Annotated in this window: 8 protein-coding genes and 1 pseudogene (1 of these 9 running past the window's edge); 1 reads left to right on the top strand and 8 read right to left on the bottom strand. The window is 66.8% G+C overall.

All coding sequences use genetic code 11. The annotated features are described in order from the left end of the window. A partial coding sequence (locus ACFE99_RS16480) for a DUF222 domain-containing protein (RefSeq protein WP_375487120.1) occupies positions 1-559 on the top strand: 559 nt, incomplete at its 5' end. 1 nt (position 560) lies between these two features. On the opposite strand, the gene whiA is transcribed toward ACFE99_RS16480, so the two are convergent. The 8 genes and pseudogenes from whiA to ACFE99_RS16440 form a co-directional block, all read right to left on the bottom strand. Beyond that, positions 561-1,538, bottom strand: coding sequence for a DNA-binding protein WhiA (gene whiA / locus ACFE99_RS16475; protein WP_375487124.1), 978 nt, complete (start codon positions 1,536-1,538; stop codon positions 561-563). After that, positions 1,535-2,590: a uridine diphosphate-N-acetylglucosamine-binding protein YvcK gene (yvcK, locus tag ACFE99_RS16470; RefSeq protein ID WP_375487118.1), complete on the bottom strand. Its 1,056-nt coding sequence runs from the start codon at positions 2,588-2,590 to the stop codon at positions 1,535-1,537. The genes whiA and yvcK overlap by 4 nt, the downstream gene beginning before the upstream one ends. Then, entirely contained in the window at positions 2,587-3,555 is a 969-nt protein-coding gene (gene rapZ, locus ACFE99_RS16465; RefSeq protein WP_375487122.1) for an RNase adapter RapZ, read from the bottom strand. The genes yvcK and rapZ overlap by 4 nt, the downstream gene beginning before the upstream one ends. 11 nt (positions 3,556-3,566) lie before the next feature. Then, on the bottom strand, positions 3,567-5,546 hold the full coding sequence (uvrC, locus tag ACFE99_RS16460; RefSeq protein WP_375487116.1) for an excinuclease ABC subunit UvrC: 1,980 nt from the start codon (positions 5,544-5,546) through the stop codon (positions 3,567-3,569). Between the two features lie 69 nt (positions 5,547-5,615). Beyond that, positions 5,616-6,077, bottom strand: coding sequence for a PH domain-containing protein (locus ACFE99_RS16455; RefSeq protein WP_375487114.1), 462 nt, complete (start codon positions 6,075-6,077; stop codon positions 5,616-5,618). After that, the gene (gene ribH / locus ACFE99_RS16450; protein ID WP_375487112.1) at positions 6,074-6,556 is read right to left on the bottom strand and encodes a 6,7-dimethyl-8-ribityllumazine synthase; all 483 of its coding nucleotides are present in this window, start codon (positions 6,554-6,556) and stop codon (positions 6,074-6,076) included. The genes ACFE99_RS16455 and ribH overlap by 4 nt, the downstream gene beginning before the upstream one ends. Before the next feature lie 66 nt (positions 6,557-6,622). Beyond that, positions 6,623-7,900, bottom strand: a complete 1,278-nt coding sequence (locus ACFE99_RS16445) for a bifunctional 3,4-dihydroxy-2-butanone-4-phosphate synthase/GTP cyclohydrolase II (protein ID WP_375487110.1) — start codon at positions 7,898-7,900, stop codon at positions 6,623-6,625. 122 nt (positions 7,901-8,022) lie between these two features. Continuing rightward, a pseudogene (locus ACFE99_RS16440) lies at positions 8,023-8,524 on the bottom strand (riboflavin synthase); it runs 93 nt beyond the window's last position.

Genomic DNA, 8,524 nt, shown 5'->3' with positions numbered 1-8,524 from the left:
GCCCCAGTGTCCGATCCGCGACGACCATGCCGAGCATGATCGCGATCCGGGCGGCGCGCAAGTCGTCATCAACGTGGTGGCCAGCGACCAGACGGTCTACGGCAACAGCAGTCAGCCGGGCTACCTGGAGGGCTATGGGGTCATCGACGCCGAGCAGGTCCGTGCATTGGCGGCAGCCGCCTCGCTCAGGCTCGCCGACTTGCGAAGCACGCCTGACGAGGCGTCGCGCTACCAACCGTCGGCAGCGTTGGAGCGCGCGATCCGTTGTCGGGATTTGACGTGTCGGTTTCGGGGGTGCAGCCGTCCGGCGATGGCTTGCGACATCGACCATACGATTCCGTTCAATCACGCCGACCGCAAAGCGGGCGGGCTAACCGTGTGGTGGAATCTGAAATGCCTTTGCCGCCAACACGTGCGCGGCATGCTGTTCCTCTTCAAGGGCACTCCGAGCACTAGCCCATTCTGTACCTGGGTGAACGAGCCGCGAGAACCCGAAGCACTACCGCCGGATTGGCGACCGCCGCCTCTGCAACCACTGCCCGACGATCCACCCTTCTAAGTCAGGCGTCCTCCAACAGATCCGGGGTCACCGCTGATTCGGTGTCGGGGATGCCCTCCTGCTTCGCTCTGCGGTCCGCCATTGACAGTAGTCGCCGAATACGGCCTGCCACTGCATCTTTGGTCATTGGCGGGTCGGCGAGTCGGCCCAGTTCTTCCAGGGAAGCCTGGCGGTGCTCGATGCGGAGCTTGCCGGCCGCGGCCAGATGGTCGGGCACACTGTCGCCGAGTATCTCCAGCGCCCGCTCGACTCGGGGCGCCGCCGCCACCGCGGCCCGGGCCGAACGGCGAAGATTGGCGTCGTCGAAATTTGCCAACCGGTTAGCCGTTGCCCGCACTTCGCGGCGCATCCGGCGCTCTTCCCAAATCAGCCGGGTGTCCTGCGCGCCCATCCGCGTGAGTAAGGCGCCGATCGCTTCACCGTCCCGCACCACCACCCGGTCTGCGCCGCGCACCTCGCGGGCCTTGGCGCTGACCCCGAGTCGGCGCGCCGCGCCCACCAGGGCCAGCGCGGCCTCTGGCCCCGGGCAGCTGACCTCCAGCGACGAGGAGCGTCCCGGCTCGGTCAGCGATCCGTGCGCCAAAAACGCGCCCCGCCAAGCAGCTTCGGCGTCGGCGATGCTGCCTCCCACCACCTGGGCCGGCAGGCCACGCACCGGACGGCCGCGCTGATCAAGCAGGCCGGTCTGCCGAGCTAACGCCTCGCCGTCGTTGGCCACCCGCAGCACATACCGGGTTTGTTTGCGAATACCGCTGGCCGACAACACATGTACCAACGCGGTGTAGCCGTACAGCTCGAAGATGTCCTTGCGCAGCCTTCGTGCGATACTGCCCAAATCGACCTCGGCCTCGACAACGACGCGGCCACCCACGATGTGCAGCCCGCCGGCGAACCTCAGCAGAGACGTGACTTCCGCACGCCGAGCGCTCACCGAATTCACCACCAACCGGCTCAACTCGTCTTTGACTTCGGCCGTCATCGCCACGCGTCGTCACCTCTCGGTCCGCTACGACCCGGTGCCGAAGCGCCGGTCCCCTCAGTTTCAATTGGCATCGGTGCGGTGGCCGCAGGTCGGGCTTCGGCGTCGGTGCCGCGCACCCGCACGTCTTCCAGCACCGCCGCCAACTTGCCCGGATCATGTAAAGGTGTACCAGGTCTGGAGACATCCACCAATTGCACCTGCGCGTCGAGCAGCTTTGCGGTGCGGCGCAATTGCTCACGCTCGCGCTCACTGGGCACCCGGTCGGCGTCGATGATCACGTCATGCACGGTGAAGTCCGGCGCATGCTGCGCCAGCACATGCAGGTGACGCTCCACCGAAAAGCCCGCGGTCTCCCCCGGCTCGGCCACCAGGTTGAGCACCAGCGCGCGTCGGGCCGTCGTCGCCTGCAAGGCTGCGGCCAGCCCGGGTACCAACACATGCGGGATCACGCTGGTAAACCACGAGCCCGGTCCCAACACCACCAGGTCGGCGGCCATGATGGCGTCGACGGCCTGCCTGGTGGCCGGAGGGTTGGCGGGCAGCAGCCGCACTCGGCGCACCTTTCCCGGTGTGGTTGCGATCGCTACCTGGCCTCGGATCACCCGGCTCATCCGCGGGTCGGTCTCCAGGCCCGCGACGTCGGCCTCGATTTGGAGCGCGATCGGGCACATCGGCAACACCCTGCCCTTGACGCCGAGGATGCGGCCCAGTTCGTCGAGCGCCGCGACCGGGTCGGCCAGTACTTCGTTGAGCCCGGCAAGCAGGAGGTTTCCGATCGGGTGCCCGGCCAGCGCGCCGCTGCCGCCGAACCGATGCTGCAGGATGGTCGCCCACAGTCGCCCGTGCGGGCTGTCGGATGCCAAGGCCGCCAATGCCATTCGCAGATCGCCCGGCGGCACCACGTTGAGCTCGTTGCGCAGCCGGCCAGAGGAGCCCCCGTCGTCGGCGACCGTCACCACCGCAGAGACATGCGGGGTCAGCCGCCGGGCCGCTGACAGCGTCGCATACAGACCGTGTCCGCCGCCCAGGGCGACAATGCGTTCGTTCATTCGCGACCCAGATCCCGGTGCAGCACCCGCACAGACAATTGCGTGTTGGGCTCAAGCAGCCGCGCCAACTCCTCCGCGATGACGACGCTGCGGTGCTTACCGCCAGTGCAGCCGATGGCGACGGTCATGTAGCGCTTCCCCTCTCGCCGGTAGCCGTCGACAACCAGGGACAGCAATCGATGGTAGGTGTCCAGAAACTCCGCCGCGCCGGTCTGGCCCAACACGTAGTCACGAACTGCCGGATGCTGCCCACTGTGCGGCCGCAGCTCGTCGACCCAGTGCGGATTGGGCAGGAAGCGAACGTCCATCACCATGTCTGCGTCCATCGGTAGGCCGTATTTGAAGCCGAACGACTCGACGGTGACGCTGGTGTGCGCCACAGCCTCCCCGCCGAACGCTCGTTCGATGCTTTCCCGCAGGCCTCGCACCGACAGGGTCGAGGTGTCGATGATCAGGTCGGCGGTGGCACGCACCGGAGCCAGCATCTCGCGCTCGGCGGCAATCCCCTCGGCCAACGTCTGCCTGCCTTGCAGCGGGTGGCTGCGCCGATTCTGCTCGTAGCGGCGCACCAACATGTCGTCGGAGGCTTCCATGAACAACACCCGCGGGGTGATGTTGCGGGTGGCCAAGTCGTTGCGGACCCAGTCCAAGTCGCCGGTGAACCCGCGGGAGCGCACATCCATCACGACCGCCAGCTGGGTGATCCGCGACCCCGCCGCCAGCCCGAAGTCGACCATCCGGGTGATCAGCTGCGGTGGCAGGTTGTCGGCGACGTACCAGCCCAGATCCTCGAGCACCTTGGCAGCAGTGCCGCGCCCCGCACCGGAAAGCCCGGTCACCAACACGACGTCGATGCCCGATTGCGCCGGCCCTTCATGGTTGTCGGGCTGGTTGCCCGCCGACTGCGCGTGCACAGCGTTTCCACTTGGCCCGACCAGATTCTCGCCGTTCATCCCCTGGCCCATATCGTGGTCCATCATCCCGACGCCCGTTCGGCGATCCGGGCATCAGCTGCCCCGTTGGAGCCGTCGGCATCGCCGCGCAGGGCTTCCAGCACCGCCGTCGCCGTCGCCACGCCGATACCCGGAACGGCGGTGATCTCCTCAACGGTCGCCTCCCTGAGCCGGGCCAGCGACCCGAAGTGTGTGACCAGCGCCTTGCGGCGGTGCTCCCCCAGCCCCGGCACCGCGTCGAGGGCCGACGCCGTCATCCGCTTGGACCTCTTGCTGCGGTGATAGGTGATCGCGAACCGGTGGGCCTCGTCGCGCACCCGCTGCAACAGATACAGACCCTCACTGTTGCGCGGCATGATGATCGGGTCAGGCTCGGAGGGCACCCACACCTCTTCCAACCGCTTGGCCAGACCGATCACCGCCACGTCGGTGATGCCGAGGTGATCGAGCACCGCCTTGGCCGCATTGACCTGGGGCGCGCCGCCGTCGACGACGTACAGGTTGGGCGGATAGGCGAACTTCCGTGACTTCCCCTCAGGCGCAAGTATATTCGGGTCTTGCTGGTCGCGCAGGTGGCGCATGAACCGGCGTCGGGTCACCTCGGCGATGGAGGCGACATCATCGGAGCGACCTTGGCCGGCGGCTTCCCGGATCGCGAAATGGCGGTAGTCCGACTTGCGCGGCAACCCGTCCTCGAACACCACCAGCGAGCCCACCACGTCGGTGCCCTGCACGTGGCTGACATCGACGCATTCGATCCGCAGCGGCGCGTCGGATAGGCCCAGCGCTTCCTGAATATTGTGCAGCGCAGCAGATCTCGCGGTGAAGTCGCCAGCACGCTTCAATTTGTGTTGCTGCAGTGCCTCTTTGGCATTCCGCTGCACGGTTTCGGCCAGCGCCCGCTTGTCGCCGCGGCGAGGAACCCGCAGCACCACCCGCGAACCGCGCAGACCCGACAGCCAGCTGGCCAGCTCGTCGGCGTTGGGCGGCAGACAGGGCACCAGCACCTCGCGGGGCACCGGATTGGCGGATTCGTCTGCTGCGCCGTCAAGTTCGGCCTGTTCGCCGTAGAACTGGGTGAGAAACTGCTCGACGAGTTGAGCTTCAGCTGAATCGCCGGGGTCTCCTGGCTTTTCGACGATCCAGCCGCGCTGGCCGCGGACCCGCCCGCCCCGCACGTGAAACACCTGGACAGCAGCTTCCAGCTCGTCGTCGGCGAACGCCACCACGTCGGCGTCGGTGCCGTCACCGAGCACCACCGCCTGCTTCTCCAGTGCCCGCTTGAGCGCCGAGAGGTCGTCACGCAGCCTCGCGGCCGTCTCGAAGTCGAGTTGCTCGGCCGCGGCGTTCATCTGCTGTTGCAGGCTGCGGGCGAACTTCTCGGTTTTGCCCGACAGGAAGTCGCAAAAATCCAGCACTATCTGGCGATGCTGCTCGGCGCTGACCCGCCCGACACACGGTGCCGAGCATTTGTCGATGTAGCCGAGCAGGCACGGCCGATCAATCTGCTTGTGCCGCTTGAAGACTCCCGCCGAGCAGGTCCGAGCTGGAAACACTCGGGTAAGCAGGTCCAGCGTCTCGCGGATAGCCCAGGCATGCGAGTACGGCCCGAAATAACGCACACCTTTGCGCCGTGGGCCGCGGTAGACCATCAGCCGCGGAAATTCCTCGTTGAGGGTGACCGCCAGCACCGGATAGGACTTGTCGTCGCGATAGCGGACGTTGAACCGGGGATCGAACTCCTTGATCCAGTTGTATTCCAGCTGCAGCGCCTCGACCTCGGTGTTGACCACGGTCCACTCGACCTTGGCGGCGGTGGTCACCATCTGGCGGGTGCGCGGGTGCAGGCTGGCGACGTCGGCGAAGTAGGACGTCAGCCGGCTGCGCAGGCTCTTGGCCTTTCCGACGTAGATGACACGTCCGTACTGGTCCCGGAAGCGGTAGACGCCCGGCTCGACCGGGATGGACCCGGGCGCGGGGCGATATGTGGCGGGATCAGGCACGTTTCTCAGGCTAGTCGCGTACGGCGACCAGACGTAAAAGCACCTATTTGCGGCCGAAAACTGGAGTTTTTACGTCTGCTCGCGCAAGGGGCGGTAGTGCTCCAGCAGCTCGCGAACGGTGTCCATGGCGGCTACGGCGCGGTGTTTGTCGACGGCCTGGATCGCCATCAGCGGAATGTACTCGTCGTCGGGCAGGTCTATTCGCGCCCACCGGGCGCCGGCCGGAAACGACACCCCGACTACCTCCGACCATGGGATGAGCCTGTCGCCCAGCAGGTTGCGCACCGACAGTCCGGCGGCGCCCACGCGGAGACGGGGCCGCGCGAACAGCAGCACCACACCGGCGATGACGATGCCGAGGGCGGCGATCGCTACCTGGTCGGATGTCTGGAAGACCACGCCGGTGGACTTGATTTTGAGCAGCAGGCCCACTGCGATGTGTACGGCCGCGATCACCACCGCCGCGGCATAGGCGAAGTACGGCGTCAGGTGCGGGCGCACTTCCACGTCCCAGTCCGGTGTCGCGGTCACGACTGTGCGCGCAGATCGCGCAGCGTCAGCGCGGTATTCAACGCGGCCGCGGTCGCCTGAGCGCCCTTGTCTTCGGCCGACGTCGGCAGCCCCGCCCGGTCACGCGCCTGCTCTTCGGTGTTCGTGGTCAGCACGCCGTTGGCCACCGGGGTAGACGCATCCAGCGAGACTCGGGTCAAGCCCTGGGTCACCGCGTCGCAGACGTAGTCGAAATGCGGTGTCTCACCGCGGATTACCACTCCCAGTGCGACGACAGCGTCGTGTGTGCGGGCCACTTCCTGCGCCACCACCGGGATCTCGATCGCGCCGAGGACACGGACCACGGTCGGGTCGTCGATGCCCCAGTCAGCGGCCACTTTACGAGCGTTGTCCAGCAGCGCGTCACAGATTTCGGTGTGCCACGTACTGGCGACGATTGCCAGTCTCAACCCGGACGCGTCGAGCGCCGGCATCTCCGGCACACCGGCGCCACCACTCATGTGCGCCGCTCCTCCTCATCGCTTCGCTCTGCATCGTCGCCGACGATCACGGCGCCCCGCCGCGGCTCACAAGGCGCCCCCGAATTCGCCTGGCAAATGGACCGATTCGTGGTAGTCGTCGAGCCCGACCAGGTCGTGGCCCATCCGGTCGCGTTTGGTCATCAGATACCGGATGTTCTCGGCATTGGCTCGCACCGGCAGCGGCACCCGTTCGATGATGTGCAGCCCATAGCCGTCCAGACCGACCCGCTTGGCGGGGTTGTTGGTCAGCAGCCGCATGGAGCGGACCCCGAGGTCGACCAGGATCTGCGCGCCGATGCCGTAATCGCGTGCGTCGGCGGGAAAACCGAGCTTGAGGTTGGCGTCGACGGTGTCTTCGCCGGCGTCCTGCAGCTGGTAGGCCTGCAGTTTGTGCAGCAGACCGATGCCGCGGCCTTCGTGGCCGCGCATGTAGAGCACCACACCGCGGCCCTCCCGCGCGACCATCGCCATCGCGGCGTCCAGCTGGGGCCCGCAGTCACAGCGGCGGGATCCGAACACGTCACCGGTCAGGCACTCGGAGTGCACCCGAACCAGCACGTCGTCGCCGTCGTAGTTGGGCCCAGCGATCTCACCGCGCACCAAAGCCACGTGCTCGACGTCGTCGTAGATGCTGGTGTAGCCGATCGCGCGAAACTCGCCGTGCCGGGTGGGGATCCGTGCTTCAGCGACCCGCACAATCTGCTTCTCGTGTTTGCGCCGATACTCGATCAAGTCGGCGATCGCGATCAGCGCCAGGTCATGCTCGTCGGCGAACACCCGCAGCTCGTCGGTCTGCGCCATCGCGCCCTCGTCTTTCTGGCTGACGATTTCGCAGAGCACACCGGCGGGTTGCAGCCCGGCCATCCGGGCCAAGTCGACGGCGGCTTCGGTGTGGCCGGGGCGCCGCAACACGCCACCTTCCTTGGCGCGCAACGGAACGACGTGACCGGGCCGGGTGAAATCCTCGGCGACGCTGGCCGGATCGGCCAGCAACCGCATCGTCGTCGCCCGGTCGGAAGCCGAAATCCCGGTAGTCACGCCGTTTCTCGCGTCCACCGTGACGGTGTAGGCGGTGCCGCGCTTGTCCTGGTTGACCGCATACATCGGCAACAAGCCCAGCCGGTCGCAGATCGCGCTGTCCAGCGGCACGCACAGATATCCCGAGGTGTAGCGGACCATGAACGCCACCAGGCTTGGCGTCGCCTTCTCGGCGGCGAAAATGAGGTCGCCCTCGTTCTCGCGGTCCTCATCGTCGATGACGATGACGGCCTTGCCGGCCGCGATGTCGGCAACCGCCCGATCGACGGAGTCCAACCTCGTCATCTCTGCCACCTTGTCCGTTCCCGACCGTTCTCGGCCGAGAACGCTGCCAGAAGAGCCCTGGTGAAGAGCTCGTGTGTTGCATCCAGTATGAACCACCGCGCGGCCGCCGTTATTGCCGCTGCTTACTCCGCGGGACGCTGCATCAGCCGCTCGACATATTTGGCGATGACGTCGACCTCGAGGTTCACCGTGGTTCCCACCGCGGCGCGGCCCAAGGTGGTCAGCTCCCGGGTGGTCGGAATCAGCGAGACTTCGAACCAGTCGTCACCGAGCCCGGATACGGTCAGCGAGATGCCGTCGACCGTGATCGAGCCCTTTTCGACGACGTAGCGCGCCAGCGAGGCCGGCAGCTCGATCCGCACCACTTCCCAGCCCTCGGCGGGCATCCGGGCCAGGATCTGGCCGGTGCCATCCACATGGCCCTGCACAATGTGCCCGCCGAGGCGGCTGTTCACCGCCGCCGCGCGCTCGAGATTCACCGGGCTGCCTATTTCTAGGCCGCGCAGGCTGGACCGGTTCAGTGTCTCGCCCATCACATCGGCGCTGAACTGCCCGCCCGGCACCACGTCCACAACCGTCAGGCACACGCCGTTGACGGCGATCGAGTCGCCGTGGCTGGCGTCA

It is taken from the genome of uncultured Mycobacterium sp., from assembly GCF_964249325.1.
Classification (GTDB): domain Bacteria; phylum Actinomycetota; class Actinomycetes; order Mycobacteriales; family Mycobacteriaceae; genus Mycobacterium.
The sequence above is the reverse complement of the archived record's forward strand: the minus strand, read 5'-3'. Positions and strand labels throughout refer to the sequence as shown.